This window comes from Hymenobacter sp. BT491 (genome assembly GCF_014349165.1).
Taxonomy (GTDB): Bacteria; Bacteroidota; Bacteroidia; order Cytophagales; family Hymenobacteraceae; genus Hymenobacter; species Hymenobacter jejuensis.
In genome coordinates this window covers 104,214-120,235 of sequence record NZ_JACSJJ010000003.1, presented here as the reverse complement: position 1 = coordinate 120,235, position 16,022 = coordinate 104,214, and the positions used below count along the sequence as shown (strand labels likewise).

The window sequence follows — 16,022 nt, the reverse complement described above, 5'->3', positions numbered from 1 at the left end:
TATTAACCAGAAAGCCCCGCCTGCTGTAGCAGGCGGGGCTTTCTGTTAGCGCTTCCAGCTCATTACAGGCTCCCAATCTATTAATACCCACTTTCTTCTGCGCTTTTCGCCGAAATACAAATTGGCTTTGCCACCGCCTGGGTCCGTGTAGATAATTTGAAATATTGCTCTGTCGAAATTTCTATTAAATCCCACTCTCGAAAACCTGATGTACGTTTCGCCAGCATCGTGCATGGATTTGGGTTGCAAGTGAAAAGGGGGCATTATTTTGCTCTGCATTACTGTATAGGGGCCCTTCCTTACTACTTTGTTAATAAGGTCTTGTTTGTCCCACATCTGCCTGAGCAAGGGGTGGAAAGCCGGGTCTACCTTGTGAGTTTGTATAATACGAGAGGCTTCCCTTGCCGCTATGCTCTTTAGAGTGTCAACAGAGCAGTCATTACATATGTTGCCCAAAAGAGGTGGGAATCCAAGTTCTTCTATAAGTTCAACATGAAATATTGAGTCTATGTACCAAGCGTAAGTGGTGCTATCATTGCCTATTTCAGGCGCTTCAACAGGTCTGTATCTGTTATCCATTTTGATGGCTTGGTTAAATAGAGCAACCAGCACCGAATCTTCTTGCTGTTTGTAAAAAGCCGAATTAGGTGAATAGTTATCGGGCTGTTGTTTACAGGCTTGAGCGATAGCTGCCACTAATGCTAAAAGCAGTAGGTTCCATGGCTTCACGAATTGAAAGCAGACGACTTTATGTGTACTGATGATCTTCGGAAAGCTCCTTATCATTCTGTATCTTTGCCGCCCCGCCAGGGTGGCGGGCCTGTGTCTGACGCTCAGGAAGTTACTCATAACGCGTTCCGGGTTTTGGCCCTAAACCGGACGTGTATAGCAGGGCCGCAGCAAACATAATGGCAGAAGTAGTAGATAACTTCGATTGGGACAACGTCGGAGCGGCGCAGTTTGGTGGTAACTATACCGCTGAGCAGCGTGCCGAGATGGAAAAAATGTACAGCGACACGCTGACGACCGTCCAGGAAGAAGAAGTGATCAAAGGAACCGTGGTTGGCATCACCGACCGCGACGTGATCTTGAACATTGGCTTCAAATCCGACGGCCTCGTGCCCCTGTCCGAATTCCGCGACTTGGTTGACCTGAAAGTAGGCGATCAAGTAGAGGTGTTCATCGAAGACCAAGAAGACGCTAACGGCCAGCTGATCCTGTCGCGCAAGAAGGCGAAGATCAAGCAGGCATGGAAGTCGATCTACGACGCGCTGGAAAATGATACCATCCTGGAAGGCGTTGTAAAGCGTCGTACCAAAGGTGGTCTGATCATGGACCTGGACGGCGTAGAGGCTTTCCTCCCCGGCTCACAAATTGACGTGAAGCCTATCCGTGACTTCGACATCTATGTAGGTCGTCGCATGGAAGTGAAAGTGGTAAAAATCAACGCCGCTTTCGACAACGTAGTAGTTTCGCACAAAGTCCTGATCGAGAAAGACCTCGAGAAGCAGCGCGAAGCCATCCTCAACAACCTGGAGAAAGGCCAGATCCTCGAAGGCGTTATCAAGAACATGACCAACTTCGGTGTGTTCATCGACCTTGGTGGCGTAGACGGTCTGTTGCACATCACCGACATCTCGTGGGGCCGTATCGCGCACCCGAGCGAAGTGTTGCAGCTCGACCAGAAGCTCAACGTGGTAGTTCTGGACTTCGACGAAGCCAAGAAGCGTATCTCATTGGGTCTGAAGCAGTTGACTCCTCACCCGTGGGATTCGCTGCCCGCCGACATGGGCGTAGGCTCGAAGGTGAAAGGCCGCATCGTGAACGTTGCCGACTACGGTGCGTTCATGGAAATCATCCCGGGCGTGGAAGGTCTCATCCACGTTTCGGAAATGTCGTGGAGCCAGCACTTGCGCAACCCACAGGACTTCATTAAGCAAGGCGACGTAGTTGAAGCGCAGATCCTGACGCTCGACCGCGAAGACCGCAAGATGAGCCTCGGCATCAAGCAATTGACCGAAGATCCATGGACCCGCGCTGACTTCGGTACGAAGTACGCCGTAGGCACCAAGCACAACGGTCTGGTGCGCAACCTGACCAACTTCGGCCTGTTCGTAGAGCTGGAAGAAGGTGTAGACGGCCTCGTGCACGTTTCGGACCTGTCATGGACCAAGAAGATCAAGCATCCTTCGGAAGTAGTGAAGGTGGGCGATCGTCTGGACGTGGTGGTGCTCGAACTCGACGTAGCCAATCGTCGTCTGGCGCTGGGCCACAAGCAGTTGGAAGAAAACCCTTGGGATACGTTCGCTACGGTGTTCACCCCTGGCTCGGTTCACCGTGCTACCATCACCGAGAAGAACGACCGCGGCGCGGTGCTCGAGTTGCCTTACGGCATCGAAGGCTTCGCTTATCCAAAGTCATTGCAGAAAGAGGATGGTTCGCAGGCTGAAAACGGCGAATCGCTCGACTTCCGCGTGGTAGAATTCTCGAAGGATGACCGTCGTATCGTTCTGTCGCATTCGGCTGTTTACAACCAGGCACAGGAAGAAGACACGCGTGCTTCGAAGTTCGCGAAGAAGAAGCCCGCTGCTGGTGCTCCGGCTGCCGGTGCTGCTCAGGGCGATGCCAAAGCCAACGACGCCAAGAAATTGGCTCCGGCTGAAAAGTCGACCCTCGGCGACCTCGATGCATTGTCCGCTCTGCGTGACCGCATGATGGGCAATGAGCGCGATGCTGGTGTGCAAAAGCTGCAGGCCAACGCCGAAGCTAAGGCTCCTAAGTCAGCTGCTAAAGCTGAAGAGGCTCCGGCCGCTGAAGCTCCTGCTGAAGAAGCCCCCGCCGCTGGCGGCATTCTGTCGGCCGTAACCGGCGCTGCTTCGGCGGCTTTCGATAAGGTGAAAGAAGTTGCTGGCGACGCTGTTGAAGCTGCTACGCACTCCGAAGCTTTCGAGAAAGCCAAAGAATTGGCTGGTGACGTAGTTGAGCGTGCTACGGAAGTAGCTGGCGACGTAGTCGACAAGGCGAAAGACCTGATTAGCGGCGACGAAAACGCCGACAAGAAGGACGAAGAGAAAGCCTAAGCTTTTTTCTTAAGCTGATTGGAAAGGTCCCGGAGCAATCCGGGACCTTTTCTTTTGAATAGGAAACCGAAGCACCCAGGTCTTCTCACAGGAGGTCAGCGACTTACAGCGGCAGAAGCTTAAAAACCGCGTAGTGGTTTGGCAAAAGCAATATTATCCTGTAGCTTTGCATCCCATTCAAAAACCAGGTGACGTGACCGAGTGGCTAGGTAGAGGTCTGCAAAACCTCCTACAGCGGTTCGAATCCGCTCGTCACCTCTTTTTCCTAGTTCCTGTTTTCGTTTAGCTCTGTGCCCCAGCCGATTAGCCCCGGCTGGGGTTTTTTGCTTTTATGGCTTTGAGGAAAGTGTATTTTTATTTTGATAAATGTCTTATTATGAGATTGTTATAAATAAATTTAGGTTGAAGCCATTGGGTTCATTACCTTATGATAAGGTGGCAAACAGTCCAAGCGGCCCGTTGTCACAACATCCTTGGCGCAAACTCACTCGTACAACCGCGCACAACTTTCTTCCATCTCCCTTTCCCTATGAAGATCATTGACCTGCGCACGATGCGCGGCCCGAGTTACTTCTCCGTCAAGCACCACAAGCTTATTGTGATGAAGGTTGACTTAGAGGACTTTGCCGACAAGTGGTCGAATGCTGTAGCTGGCTTAGCTGGTCGGTTGACAAAGCTTTTTCCTGAACTGGGCAAATCCCGGGTGGTTTCGGACTCGGTAAAGCAATCGGCCAAAAACCCGCCCCTGACTAAAGAACAACTTGCTGATGGAGAGCCTCTTGGCCATGTAATCCAGCATGTGGCCTTGGAGCTACAACGATTGGCCGGCATGCCGGTATACTGGGGCAAGTCGTATCCGGCGCACGAGGCAGGGGTGGAGTTTGTGGTGTTTGCCTACCAGGAAGAACGTGCTGGCCGCGTAGCTGCCGAAGCGGCAGTAGAAATCGTGGAAAGCCTTTGTCGGAAGCAAAAGACTGATATTAAGGGCATTGTAAATGAGCTGCACGATATTCGCGAGCAGGAATTCTTCGGCCCAAGCACGTACAGCATTGTGGCCGAAGCGGCGTCGCGTGGGATTCCGTATATCCAACTCAAAAACAGCAACATCATCCAGTTGGGGTACGGCGTAAACCAAAAGCGCATCTGGGCGACTACCACTACTTATACCTCGCACGCGGGAGTTGAGATTGCTGGTAACAAGAACCGGACAAAGGCCATGCTGCGTGATGCCGGCGTACCTGTGCCGCGCGGTACTACAGTGTATTCGCCTGAGGGCCTGCGCGATGCGATTGACGAGTTGGGGTTCCCCATTGTGACCAAGCCGCTAGACGGCAACCACGGTAAAGGAGCTACCATCAATATTTCGAACTGGAAAGAAGCCCTTGCGGGGTTCAAAGCTGCGCAGGTGTATTCGCGAGCGGTTATTGTCGAGCAGTTTGTGACAGGGTTTGACTACCGACTACTGGTAGTTAACGGTAAGCTGATCGCGGCTGCCAAGCGCACGCCCGCGGCCGTTGTTGGTGATGGCGTGAGCACTATTCAACAGCTCATCGATAAAGTAAATCGTGATCCACGTCGGGGTGTGGGGCACGAAAAAGTACTGACGGCCATCAAGGCTGACAAGCATACGATGGCAATCCTGAAGGCTAGAGAACTGACGCTCAAGTCGGTGCTGCCCCAAGGTGAGACGCTGTATTTGAAGAGTACTGCCAACATCAGCACCGGTGGCACTGCCAGCGATGTGACTGATCTGGTCGATCCGTACAACGTCTTGTTGGCCGAGCGCGTGGCGGGCATCATAGGGCTCGACATCTGCGGCATCGACCTTCTGACCACAGATATTGCCATCCCGCTAAACGAAACCCGCGGCGCAGTGATCGAAGTAAATGCGGCGCCGGGCTTCCGGATGCACATTTCGCCTACGGAAGGGCTGCCCCGCAACGTGGCTGCTCCAGTGGTCGATATGCTGTTTCCGCCCACAAGCGAGTCACGCATTCCGATCATTGCCATTACGGGTACCAACGGCAAAACCACCACTACCCGCCTGATCGCGCACATTGTAGCAGCACAAGGCTATAAAGTAGGCTTCACCACCACAGATGGCATTTATATTCAGGGCAAACAACTGCAAAAAGGCGACTGTACCGGTGGCCAAAGTGCTGAGTTTGTGCTCAAAGACCCGACCGTCAACTATGCAGTGCTCGAAACCGCGCGCGGGGGCATGTTGCGCTCGGGGCTGGGCTTTACCAGCTGCGATATAGCCGTGGTTACCAACGTCGCAGCCGACCATTTGGGGATGCGCGACATCCATACGGTGGAAGAAATGGCCAACGTGAAAGCGGTGTTGCCGCGGACTGTCAAAAAGGATGGCTGGGCTGTGCTCAACGCCGACGACGAGCTGGTATTCGGTATGTGCCGCCAACTGGATTGCCGCGTGGCTTTGTTCAGCATGAATGAAAACAACCCCCGTATTCTCGATCATGTGGAGAACGGGGGAGTGGCCGCCGTGTACGAAGAAGGCTACATTACCATATACAAAAACAGCTACAAGCTCCGCATTGACCGGGCTGCGGAGTTTCCGATTACGTTCGGCGGCCGCGCGACATTCAACATCGAAAACAGCCTGGCAGCTGCGTTGGCGGCTTATCTGGCGGGCTTTGGCCGCGATGAGATCAAAACGGCGTTGCGCACGTTTGTGCCCTCGGCCACCAAGACTCCGGGCCGGATGAACGTCTACCGATTCCCGGATTTTGAAGTCATTGTAGATTACGCCCATAATACAGCCGGTATCGAGAAATTCGCGGAGTTTCTCGACAACACGCCCGCGACGCATAAAGTAGGCGTGGTATCGGGCCTGGGCGACCGTCGCGAGGAAGATACCATCGGTTTCTCCCGCGTGATCGGCCGTATTTGCGATGAGGTAATTCTACGCCAAGACCGCGATCTGCGCGGCAAAACTGCCGAAGAAATCCGGTCCTTGATGGAGCACGGCCTTCGCCTCGACAAACCCGATCTGCCGATCACCTACATCGAAGACGAAATGCAGGCCATTGACCACATACTCACAACGGCGCAGAAAGGCTCGGTGATCGTCATGCTCACCGAAAATATTTCGGGGACGCTCAAAAAGCTCGATTCGTACGAAGCTTCTCTTATGGAGAAAACGGGGAAGTAGAGAAAAATAACAAGGGTTTATATCTATTTGATAATCGAATAGATATAAAAATGGCCCGCTGCGTTAGCAGCGGGCCATTTTCGTTACTGAATCCAAGCCTAAGTAGAAGCTTACTTCAGCGTGAAGGTGGTTTTACCGATCATCACGCCGCCTGAATAAAGCTCAACAGTGTGCAAACCCGTTTTGTAAGCCGCGCCTTTGGCATAGATGAATTGCACTGGCTGGCGCGTGTTGTCGTACACGATGTCCTGCTTGGCTGTGTAGAAGGCTTCGGAGCCGTCGATCATGAAGGTGCCGCCGCCGGTGCTCAGGTTGTAGAGAGCTGAGCCGTCGGGCTCAATCAGGCGCATCATGATCTCTTTGGTTTCTTTCGGGGCCACGTCGTTGCGAGCCAAATTGAAAGTTACTTTTACCTTTTCTACTCGCTTGGCTTTGAACTCGTTATCGTCGTCGTCTTTCTCCTTGTTACGGGAGTTGATAACGCCCACGCGGATGTTTTCGGCCTGCAACCGCGACGCGATCGCTACCTTCTCCGACAAATCTTGGTTGGTGCGGGCGATGGTGGTGATGGTGTCGGTCAGCTTGTTTTGCCGTTCCTTCAGGGTGGTGGTTTCGGTGTAAAGTGCTTCGTTATCCGACTTCAGCTGAGCGATTTCTTCGTCTTTCTTTCTAAGCTGATTTTCGAAATTGGCGGCGCGCTCTTTAAAGCGGCGCTGCTCTGCAATAGAAAAGCTGCCGGCCCGGAATGAGCGAAGCTTAATCAAATCAGCATTGACGGCCGCAATGCGTGCTTCCAGCGAGTCGTTGGCTTGGCCCATGGCCTGTACCTCTTGGCTTTGGCGTTCAAAATCGGCTTTGATCGCTTCGTACTGCTTGATCTGCTCTTCCAGCTTAATGTCTTTTTCCTTGACCGTGGCGGTAAGCTGCTCGTTTTGCTTTCCCTTTTGCTGATTCATGTAAAACAGAAAGCCGTTGATGCCCAGCAGCACCAGAATCAGTGCCACAATCAGCAGCACTCGGTTGTTGTTCTTTGGCTCGGGGCTTTGGTTTTGTTCCATAGCAGGAGAATTAAGTTAAGCCGGACAATCCGGACGGTAAGTTACCTTTATGCACAAAAATAGAGGGATTGTCCACTCAGGCAAGTTTCACGCATAAATACTAAGTCTGCATGAAATCGGATTTACTATTCGGACAAGAGTATTGGAGCAGCCGCTACGCGACCGGCCGAACCGGATGGGATGCTGGTATTATAACGCCGCCGCTACGGGATTATTTTGCGCAACTGGGCCCACCCACCGCCCTACGTATTCTGATACCCGGCGCCGGCAAAGGGTATGAAGCTGAGTATCTGTATACTATGGGCTGGCCTAACGTGTTTGTGGCCGATTTGGCGCCCGAGGCATTACAGGCATTGCAGGCGCGGGTTCCGGATTTCCCCGCCGATCATTTGTTGCAGGAAGATTTTTTTGCACTAAGCCCAGAGCCGCCCTACGACCTCATTGTGGAGCAAACCTTTTTTTGTGCCATCGACCCGGCCCGCCGCGCCGACTACGCCCGCAAGTGCTCCGAGTTGCTGCGGCCGGGCGGCAAACTGATGGGTGTACTGTTCGACCGGGAGTTTGGCCCGGCTTCTGAGCCACCCTTCGGCGGTACCCGGGAAGAATATCGCGCTTATTTTGCTCCGTACTTCGAGTTCCTGCACTTCGAAACTGCGTATAACTCTCTTAAGCCTCGCCAAGGTCAGGAGCTGTTTATCTGCTTGAAAAACAGACATTAGCAGCAGGTCAAGTAGCGATAAAACACTACTTGACCTGCTGCCTTCCTTTTCTTTGAACCCCAAAATTGTCCTACCGCGCAGCTGTTACAGCTTGTGCTTTATTTCATTCTCATGCTCGAATCCTTAACCAACGTCCTGCCGCATTTCCGCAATACAAATTCTGGTCAGTTCTTTCTGATGGCAGGGCCCTGCGTCATCGAAGGCGAAGACATGGCCCTGCGCATTGCCGAAAAAGTGAAGCACATCACCGACAAGCTCCAGATTCCCTACATTTTCAAGGGTTCGTACCGCAAGGCCAATCGTTCGCGCATCGATTCGTTCACGGGCATCGGCGACGAAACGGCGTTGCGCATTCTGCAGAAAGTCAGTCAGGAAATTGGGGTTCCGACCGTGACCGACATCCACGAATCGGAAGAAGCCGCTTTTGCTGCCGAATACGTGGACGTACTTCAGATTCCGGCATTTCTGTGCCGCCAGACTGACTTGCTGATTGCGGCTGCCAAAACCGGTAAAGTAGTGAATATCAAGAAGGGGCAATTCCTGTCGGGCGAAGCGATGCAATTTGCCGTTGACAAAGTACGGCAGTCGGGTAATCCGCATGTCATCCTCACCGACCGCGGCAATTCCTTTGGCTATTCCGACCTGGTAGTGGATTTTCGCAACCTGCCCGCCATGCGCAGCTTCGACGTGCCCGTGGTAATGGACGTAACGCATTCGCTGCAACGTCCTAACCAAGCCAGCGGCGTAACGGGCGGCCAACCGGCTCTGATTGAGACCATTGCAAAAGCCGCCATTGCCGTGGGCGCCGATGGGCTGTTCATCGAAACGCATCCCACGCCAGCTACCGCCAAGTCGGATGGGGCGAACATGCTGGCGCTCGATCAATTGGAAGCCCTGCTGACGAAGCTAACCCGCATTCGCCAGGCTTTGCAGGACGAAGGCAGCATTGCGCCGATGCCTGCATAAGTATCTGTCTTTTAAATACTTATGCAGAAAACCATTTGGTGCTGTCCAGAAGCTTATCCAATGGATGGCCAAAGCGCAGCGAAAAGTCTTGTTTGGGTTGGTTCTTCCGGAAGAAAACCAAGCCGATAAAGTATAGGTCAACGGTCAGGCGCACTTCTGGGTGCTGCTTGATCGTTTGCCAGGCACGTTCCATTTCCGAAGACCAATGAATGTCGTCGAAAACGAATACGCTGTCGTCGGTACGGCGCGTGAGGCACTGCTCGAAGTAGCGCACAGTAGGCTCGTAGCGGTGGTTCCCGTCGAAAAAAGCGAAGTCTACCGGGCCGGGTAGCGCCGCAAGGGCAGGAGCCAAGGTGTCATCTAAGTTGCCCTCGACGAGTTGTACGTTGTTTAGCTTCAGCTTATTAAACGTCTGGCGAGCGACCGCGGCCGTATTGGGGCAACCCTCAAACGTCACCGTCTGCGCCCACAAGCAGGGCGAGGCCAGATACGCCGTGGTTAGGCCCAGCGAAGTTCCTAGCTCAAGAATAGTATGGGGCTGGAAATGATTGACCAGCCTGAAAAGCAATTGGCCAAACATGCGTGGCTTAGCCGCTGTGCGGGCAATATCCCGGATGCGGCGCTGACGGCCGGCTCCGGTATGCGAGCCCGCGCCGAAATCCCGGACAGCTATCGAATCGGGGGTGTGAAGCAGCTCACGCCGGCGGGCTTCAATGGGCGCAAAAGCTCGGTAGTTGCCGTCGTGGTTGATGACGTGGTTATAGAGCCCAAAAACGAACGGGGAATGCAGACCGTGCGCATTCCCCGAGCGGAGGTAAAATCGTAAGAAGCTGTATGCCTGAAAGATAAGAGGCGGCACGCGTAACGGATATTAATTCAAGCGGTAAGGCACCACAAGGGTAAATTCAGGAATGTCGACGGTAAACTCTTTGCCATCGACGAGGCGCTCCATCTGGTAGGTGCCCCGCATCTTGCCCAAGCCGCTTTTCAAGTTACAGCCCGATACATATTGGTGCGAATCGCCAGGCTCTAACGTGGGCTGCTGGCCCACCACGCCTTCGCCTTCCACTTCACGCGTCACGCCATTGGCATCGTAAATGTACCAGTGACGACGCAGTAGTTTTACGGTGTATTCGCCGTTATTACGAATATCAATCTTGTAGGCAAATACGTAATGCTCCTGGCCGGGGCTGGAATAATCTGGCAAGTAATTGGTCGTGACGGTTACCGTTACGCCCTGCGTCGTCGTCGTATTCATGGCTCCAATGCGATTCTTTTAAGAGGCTAACAGCCGTTTTCGGAATTTGGTTTATCTACGCAGCTTGCCCCAAAAAAGGCTTACTTAACTCGAAAAAAATCCAATCCTACTATGACCGTAAAGATAGAAGAAAGCTGGCGCAAGGTGTTGCAGTCGGAGTTTGAAAAACCGTATTTCCAGCAGCTCATCGCCTTTGTGCGCGACGAATACGCCAAAGGCCCTGTTTATCCGCCGGGACCACAAATTTTTCACGCTTTCGACGCCTGCCCTTTCGACAAGGTTAAGGTAGTAATCTTAGGGCAAGATCCATACCACGGGCGCGGGCAGGCGCACGGTTTAGCATTCTCCGTCAACCCGGGTGTGCGCACGCCGCCTTCTCTGCTCAATATCTTCAAAGAGTTGCAGTCTGACCTGCCGGGTACGCCGGCCCCGGCCAACGGCAACCTTGACCGCTGGGCACAACAAGGAGTTTTGTTGCTCAACGCTACCCTTACAGTGCGGGAAAGCGATGCAGGCTCGCACCAGAAAAAAGGCTGGGAACAATTTACCGATGCCGTTATTCAGAAGGTTGCCGAGCAAAAGCAGCACGTCGTGTTCATTCTCTGGGGCGCTTATGCCCAGAAAAAAGGCGACTTTATTGATCAGCGCAAACACTTGATTCTTAAAGCCGCCCATCCTTCGCCTTTCGCCGCCGACCGAGGTTTTTTCGGCTCGCGCCCGTTCAGCAAAACCAACGCGTATTTGCAAGATCACGGTGAACAACCTATTCAGTGGTGATCTGAACTACGGATTGCGTGTCATATTTGTAATGACTTGATAATCAATAAATTATAAATATGATGTAAGCAAACAAAAAAGCCTTGGCAGTCGGCCAAGGCTTTTTTGTTACTGAATTAACCGTCGACGAAGTCCGTGAACTCCGCAAAATCCGCCGCAATCCGTGGTCCGGATTAGTCGATGAAGTTGAACAGACGGTTCCAGCGAATTTTGTGGAAGAAGTCAGCATATGGATCAACCGACAGCCAGATGAGTACTGCCTTTCCCACAACGTGGTCTTCCGGAACGAAGCCCCAATACCGCGAATCCAGCGAATCGTGCCGGTTGTCGCCCATCATGAAGTAGTAATTCTGCTTGAAGGTGTAGCTGGTCATCGGCTTGCCATCTTGCAGGAGCACGCCGTTGGCAACGGTTACACCCTTGTTATGCTCGTAGCGGGTAATGATCTTCAGGTAGATGGGCGTGTTTTGCGGCGTGAGCTGTACCGTCTGGCCTTTCTTGGGGAGCTGCAACGGCCCGTAGTTGTCCATGTTCCACTTCAACGCAACGCTGCTTTCACTGGGAGGCGTGCTAGCCGGATAATCGGGGTTGTTGGGGAAAATAGTTGGATCGGGTTTGCCGGCCGGTACTTTATCCAACACAACTCCCTTTATGTAAGGCTGTTGCTTGAAGAAATTGGCAGAAGCGGGCGTAGCATCTACCATGTAGGCAGGGCCGTAGGGCGTGTATTGCGGTTGCGGTACACCGGTCGCGGCGTTGTTGAAATCCGTAATGCCCTGCTCCTTGAAAATCTTGTCGCGCACTGGCTCATTGACTTGCAGGTAATAACGGTTCTGGCTTTGCGGCGGGTTCTGCGCCGGCTTTCCGTTGATGTACACCTGCATGTCCTTGATCTCCAATACGTCGCCGGCTACGGCAATGCAGCGCTTGATGTAGTTGGTGCGCAAATCGGCCGGAAATTGGTTTTCAAACGGCACATTGAAAACGACCACATCGTTGCGCTTGATTTCCGAGAAACCGGGCAGGCGGTAGGAGGGCAGTTGAATGAGATCGGAGTAGCTTGGCAGGCTCGTCCCCCACAGGGTCTGGTGCGTGAGCGGAACCTGCAAGGGCGTCTGTGGCGTACGGGGCCCGTAGTGTAACTTGCTCACAAACAGATAGTCACCTACTAGCAGCGTATGCTCCATGGAGGGCGTCGGGATGGTATAGGCCTCGAACGTAGCCCACCGAATGAGCGTCGCCGCCACTACCGCGAACAGTATCGCATCGCCCCATTCCCGAAAAAAGCCTTTGGGCTTCTTAGGGGTTGCGGTCTCGGGTTGTTTTTCCCAGAATTTTACGGCCATAGGTAGATAGGCAAACAGAGGTACAGCAATGCCCGGCAAATGCGGACTACAAATGAGAAACGGAATATCCGATTAATTACGCGAATCCGATATTCTGGTGCAGTGTGCAACACGCACAACTTGAAAAGAATCCCGAAAAATAAGGCTTGGTTATAGGCCCAGCATATCCTTCATTCCAAACACGCCTTTGCGGCCCACCAGCCACTCGGCGGCTAATAAGGCGCCCTGCACGAAACCGTCGCGGGTGTGCGCTTCGTGCTTGAGTTCGATGGTATCGGCTTCAGAAGAATACGTAACGATATGCGTGCCCACGACCGAGCCCGTGCGCTCAGAAAGCACCGCCAACTCGTGGTCGGCTTGGGAGGGCTCGTTGCGCCACATGGTTTTGGCAGGGAAGTGCCGGATGATGCCTTCTGCTGCCGTAAGTGCCGTGCCGCTCGGCTGATCGACTTTCTGGGTATGGTGAATTTCGCGTACCTGCACATCGTAGCCGCCAAACTGGTGCATTTTGGCGGCGATGTACTCGTTGAAATGGAAGAATAAGTTGACGCCGACGCTGTAATTCGAGGCGTAAAACAGCGCTCCGCCCGTTTCCTTACATAAGTCTCGGGCTTCGGGAAAGTGGTGCAGCCACCCCGTAGACCCGCACACTACCGGCAAGCCCTGCTGCAGGCAGGCCATTACGTTGGCAAAAGCCGCATCGGGGTGCGTAAATTCGATGGCTGCATCAACAGAGGTCGCATCGAAGTCGGAAATATGAACACCGGGCCGCGAAGGGTCCACAATACCGGCAATTTGGTGGTCGCGTGCAATGGCTTGAGCCTCAATGGCTTTGCCCATTTTGCCGTGACCAATCAGCAACAGCTTCATTTGGTAGAGCGAGTAGATTTTAGGTTCAGCGTAATGGCCACGCCGGGTGCGCTTGGCGCCGTCGGAACGCGCAGCAGCGTTGGGTTCCAGTGCACGCTCAGGTCGTCGCTGACGTCGAAGTCGCGCAAATGAGCATCCACCAGTGCATCCACGATTGTCATGCCGTAAGCCAAGAGCGAATAGGCTATGAATTGGTCGCGGTAGCGCCGGTAAAAAATGATACCGGCGCGCACGTTTTCAGCACTGGTTTCTTGGCTCGACCGTGGGCCGGGGTCAGGCAACCCCTGTTGCCGCGCTCGGAAGCCCGTTACGTATTCTTTGTAGCGACTTTGGTAGAAGAATTCAACGCCCAACGTGCCACCGATAGCTCCGTACACGAGGGGAAGTTTCCAGTATTTGTGATTGTATACCTGGCCGGCACCCGGAATGAAAGCCGCCAGCAACACCGCCTTCGTAGGAGGCGTCACCTTCATGCCCAGTAGGCGAGCCGTCTTACGCAATGAATCGGGCACGGCCGGCGCGTCCACCTGAGTTGAGTCGGGCCCTGCGGTAACCACTTGCGCCTGCGCCGTGCCAAGCACAGAAGTTGCCAATACTAGCAACAGCATGAGTAGCAGAGCGCGCGAAGTGACTAACATACAAGGCGTTACCATACGTGGCAAACAAGGTTAAGAAGAAAGCCGACAGCTAAGCAGGTATGCAGGGCTGTGCAGCAGGCAAACGAAAGGCAGTAAGGTCAAAGTGTACCCAGAATGGCCTTGAACAGCAAAAAGCTTGGCACGCGAAGGCGCTAAGCTTTTTGAAGGCGTTCGCTTGCAAACTGCGCTTAGTCGGGGTGGAGGATGTGCAGGATGCGCTGCATGTCTTCCACCGAATCGAACGCGATCTTGATTTCACCGCGGCCTTGCGGACCGGGCTTTACCTGCACGCGACTGCCGAAGCGATCGGAGAGGTGGCGCTCGGTCCGGCGTAACTCTGCCACTGGAACGTGCATCTGCGCGTCTGCAGGTGGTTGAGCTGCAGGCGCATCCGTAGCCTTAGGCGCCGAAAGACCTCCGCGAACTAGTTGCTCTACGCGACGTACCGAAAGCTCTTCGTTTACAATACGCTGAAAGAGAGCTAGTTGCTGATCGGCGTCATCGATGTTGATCAGAGCCCGGGCGTGGCCCATGGAGATCACGGTGTCGCGCAGACCAATCTGGATATCCGGCGGCAGCTTCAACAGACGCAGATAATTGGTGACCGTCGAGCGGTTTTTGCCTACGCGGTCGCCCAGTTCTTCTTGCTTCAGGTTGCATTCGCTGACGAGGCGCTGGTAGCTCAGGGCAATTTCAATCGCGTTGAGGTTTTCGCGCTGAATGTTCTCGATCAAAGCCATTTCCAGCATCTGCTGGTCGTCGGCTTTGCGGATATAAGCCGGAATAGTGTCGAGGCCCGCTAGCTTAGAAGCCTGCAAACGCCGTTCGCCGCTGATAAGCTGATAGGCGTTGGTGCCCATCTGCCGAACCGTCACGGGCTGGATAATGCCCTGAATCTTAATGGATTCGGCCAGCTCCTGCAAGGCTTCCTGGTCAAAATGCGTGCGCGGCTGGTACGGGTTGGCCTCGATCATGCCCACCTGAATCATGCCCACCGAATTGACCGGATGCGGAACCAGACCCAAGCGTTCGCTTTTCTTCTCGTAGCTGCCTTCAATTAAGGCGTTTAACCCTCGGCCCAAGCCGCCGATTTTACGTTTGGCCGCCGCGGGAGCCGCTGCCGGAGTGGGTTTTTCTTCGTTCTTCTCTGACATACCTGCAATCAGCTTCCGCCCAATACCGAGCGAAAGCAGGATTCAAAAATACACAAACGGCGGGGAAGGGCCGGAAATTTTCTGCGACGGCGTGCCGTATAATGAAAAACGGCAGACCATTTTCGTCTGCCGTTTTCTAAGTGCTTCACACGGAAACCCTTATGCCGCCGTATCTTCTGCGGCTTCCGGGTTGGCTTCGATGCTGTTTTTCTCCACAATCTCGCGGGCCAGGTTCAGGTAGCTGATCGAGCCTTTGCTTTCGGCGTCGTGCAGGATCACCGGAATGCCAAAGCTCGGCGACTCGCTCAATTTTACGTTGCGCGGGATGATGGTATCAAACACAAGCTGTTGGAAGTGCAGTTTCACTTCTTCCACCACTTGGTTGGAAAGCCGCAGGCGCACGTCGTACATCGTGAGCAAGATGCCTTCGATTTCCAGGTTCGTGTTCAGGCGGCTCTGAATTATCTTGATGGTATTCAGCAGCTTCCCCAAGCCTTCCAAGGCGAAATATTCGCACTGAACCGGAATAATTACGGAGTGTGCGGCCGTCAGGGCGTTCACCGTAATCAGGCCCAGCGACGGCGAGCAGTCGATGATGATGAAGTCGTACTGATCGGCAAGTGGCCGCAGCGCTTCTTTCATCTTCTCTTCCCGGTTGGGCAAGTTGATCATCTCCACTTCAGCGCCCACCAGATCGATGTGGGAGGGCATAAGGTCGAGATGCGGTAACACATTGGTAGTCAAGATAATATCTTGGGCGTTAATGCCGTCTACCATGCATTCGTAAATGCTGTTCTCAATATCCTTCGGATCGAAACCTACCCCCGACGTCGCGTTGGCTTGGGGGTCGGCATCTACCAGAAGGGTACGGTATTCCAGAGCGGCTAAACTAGCCGCCAGGTTGATTGACGAAGTGGTTTTGCCCACCCCGCCCTTCTGATTGGCTACCGCGATAATTTTTCCCATTAGTACTTAGTTGTC

Annotated in this window: 13 protein-coding genes, 1 tRNA gene and 1 pseudogene; 6 read left to right on the top strand and 9 right to left on the bottom strand. The window is 53.6% G+C overall.

Annotation, left to right across the window (positions count from 1 at the left end; translation table 11 throughout):
* Positions 1-45: 45 nt before the first annotated feature.
* Complete coding sequence (locus tag H9I52_RS12045) at positions 46-849, bottom strand: hypothetical protein (protein ID WP_187454094.1); 804 nt, start codon at positions 847-849, stop codon at positions 46-48.
* A gap of 59 nt (positions 850-908) precedes the next feature.
* On the opposite strand from H9I52_RS12045, the pseudogene rpsA reads away from it, so the two are divergent.
* The 3 genes and pseudogenes from rpsA to cphA all read left to right on the top strand — a co-directional run.
* Positions 909-2,726 (top strand): annotated as a pseudogene (gene rpsA / locus H9I52_RS12040) (30S ribosomal protein S1); the annotation flags it as partial.
* 541 nt (positions 2,727-3,267) lie between these two features.
* Positions 3,268-3,338: transfer RNA gene (locus H9I52_RS12035), tRNA-Cys, on the top strand.
* 271 nt (positions 3,339-3,609) lie between these two features.
* On the top strand, positions 3,610-6,255 hold the full coding sequence (gene cphA, locus H9I52_RS12030) for a cyanophycin synthetase (protein WP_187454093.1): 2,646 nt from the start codon (positions 3,610-3,612) through the stop codon (positions 6,253-6,255).
* A gap of 110 nt (positions 6,256-6,365) precedes the next feature.
* On the opposite strand, the gene H9I52_RS12025 is transcribed toward cphA, so the two are convergent.
* Positions 6,366-7,313 (bottom strand): hypothetical protein, encoded by a 948-nt coding sequence (locus H9I52_RS12025; protein ID WP_139516333.1) that lies wholly within the window; start codon positions 7,311-7,313, stop codon positions 6,366-6,368.
* A 110-nt stretch (positions 7,314-7,423) separates the two neighbouring features.
* Between H9I52_RS12025 and H9I52_RS12020 the strand changes: the two genes are divergently transcribed.
* Together H9I52_RS12020 and kdsA are read left to right on the top strand one after the other, a co-directional pair.
* Positions 7,424-8,032, top strand: coding sequence for a methyltransferase (locus tag H9I52_RS12020; protein ID WP_187454092.1), 609 nt, complete (start codon positions 7,424-7,426; stop codon positions 8,030-8,032).
* A gap of 111 nt (positions 8,033-8,143) precedes the next feature.
* A complete protein-coding gene (gene kdsA / locus H9I52_RS12015) occupies positions 8,144-8,998 on the top strand; it encodes a 3-deoxy-8-phosphooctulonate synthase (RefSeq protein WP_187454091.1) in 855 nt (284 codons plus the stop codon).
* A 19-nt stretch (positions 8,999-9,017) separates the two neighbouring features.
* Here the strand turns inward: kdsA and H9I52_RS12010 are convergent, their stop codons facing one another.
* Together H9I52_RS12010 and apaG are read right to left on the bottom strand one after the other, a co-directional pair.
* Positions 9,018-9,857: an O-methyltransferase gene (locus H9I52_RS12010; RefSeq protein ID WP_187454090.1), complete on the bottom strand. Its 840-nt coding sequence runs from the start codon at positions 9,855-9,857 to the stop codon at positions 9,018-9,020.
* A 12-nt stretch (positions 9,858-9,869) separates the two neighbouring features.
* Entirely contained in the window at positions 9,870-10,256 is a 387-nt protein-coding gene (apaG, locus tag H9I52_RS12005) for a Co2+/Mg2+ efflux protein ApaG (protein ID WP_139516337.1), read from the bottom strand.
* Between the two features lie 111 nt (positions 10,257-10,367).
* Here apaG and ung point away from each other — a divergent pair, with 111 nt between their 5' ends.
* Positions 10,368-11,033: a uracil-DNA glycosylase gene (gene ung / locus H9I52_RS12000; protein ID WP_187454089.1), complete on the top strand. Its 666-nt coding sequence runs from the start codon at positions 10,368-10,370 to the stop codon at positions 11,031-11,033.
* Positions 11,034-11,206: 173 nt separating this feature from the next.
* Here the strand turns inward: ung and lepB are convergent, their stop codons facing one another.
* From lepB to H9I52_RS11975, 5 genes are all read right to left on the bottom strand, one after another.
* Positions 11,207-12,379, bottom strand: coding sequence for a signal peptidase I (lepB, locus tag H9I52_RS11995; RefSeq protein ID WP_139516339.1), 1,173 nt, complete (start codon positions 12,377-12,379; stop codon positions 11,207-11,209).
* A 150-nt stretch (positions 12,380-12,529) separates the two neighbouring features.
* Positions 12,530-13,249, bottom strand: coding sequence for a 4-hydroxy-tetrahydrodipicolinate reductase (gene dapB / locus H9I52_RS11990; protein ID WP_187454088.1), 720 nt, complete (start codon positions 13,247-13,249; stop codon positions 12,530-12,532).
* Positions 13,246-13,887, bottom strand: a complete 642-nt coding sequence (locus tag H9I52_RS11985) for a DUF5683 domain-containing protein (protein WP_187454087.1) — start codon at positions 13,885-13,887, stop codon at positions 13,246-13,248. The genes dapB and H9I52_RS11985 overlap by 4 nt, the downstream gene beginning before the upstream one ends.
* 188 nt (positions 13,888-14,075) lie before the next feature.
* The gene (locus H9I52_RS11980; protein ID WP_187454086.1) at positions 14,076-15,041 is read right to left on the bottom strand and encodes a ParB/RepB/Spo0J family partition protein; all 966 of its coding nucleotides are present in this window, start codon (positions 15,039-15,041) and stop codon (positions 14,076-14,078) included.
* A 159-nt stretch (positions 15,042-15,200) separates the two neighbouring features.
* Positions 15,201-16,007: a ParA family protein gene (locus H9I52_RS11975; RefSeq protein ID WP_139516343.1), complete on the bottom strand. Its 807-nt coding sequence runs from the start codon at positions 16,005-16,007 to the stop codon at positions 15,201-15,203.
* Positions 16,008-16,022 lie beyond the last annotated feature (15 nt).